The sequence below is a fragment of the Vaccinium witches'-broom phytoplasma str. VAC genome (assembly GCF_000309405.1).
Taxonomy (GTDB): Bacteria; Bacillota_I; Bacilli_A; order Acholeplasmatales; family Acholeplasmataceae; genus Phytoplasma.
Window position 1 is genome coordinate 1 of the sequence record NZ_AKIN01000093.1, and the last position, 519, is coordinate 519.

Sequence of the window (519 nt, forward strand, 5' to 3'; positions counted from 1 at the left end):
ACGTTGATGTCGTATCTTTTCATTTTTGGTTGGGTTTTTAACCATTCTTGTTGAAGGGTTTGGTGGTCGGCGAGTTTGATTTTAGATTTTGTTTGTTTGTGAAAACAGTTATGAGCAAAAATAGGTTTAACGAATAAAATAGTGATTAATAAAGAAATGATTAAGGATTTGGTTCGATTCATATATTTTTGCCTCCTTTGGTTTTTGGTTTAATGGCCTTGCCAGTTGTGGGGGGATAAAAGAAAAAGACCCTGGGAGAGAGGGTCTTGTTTATATTTGAGTTATTTTATTATTGATTCGAAAGAATATTTATTCTAATATTTTCAGATTGTATATGTATATTTCTTATTTGATTTTTTAAATTAATTATTATATCTTGTGGCAGATTATCTCTAGTAGCATTATAAAGTTCTTGAAATAAGTTTGCTTCATTTAACAACAAATCATGCAAAGTTCTGATTTGTGTTAATATATTGTTGTTAACATTGTTATTTCGGGGTATATTGACATTAGAATTTG

At 28.9% G+C, this 519-nt stretch carries 1 protein-coding gene and 1 pseudogene; both read right to left on the reverse strand.

The genetic code is table 11. From position 1 onward, the window contains the following. Window positions 1-182 (reverse strand): annotated as a pseudogene (locus tag RI68_RS04050) (hypothetical protein); the annotation flags it as partial. 107 nt (window positions 183-289) lie between these two features. Then, window positions 290-519: hypothetical protein (locus RI68_RS04150; protein ID WP_017193592.1), on the reverse strand; the 230-nt coding region annotated here is incomplete at its 5' end.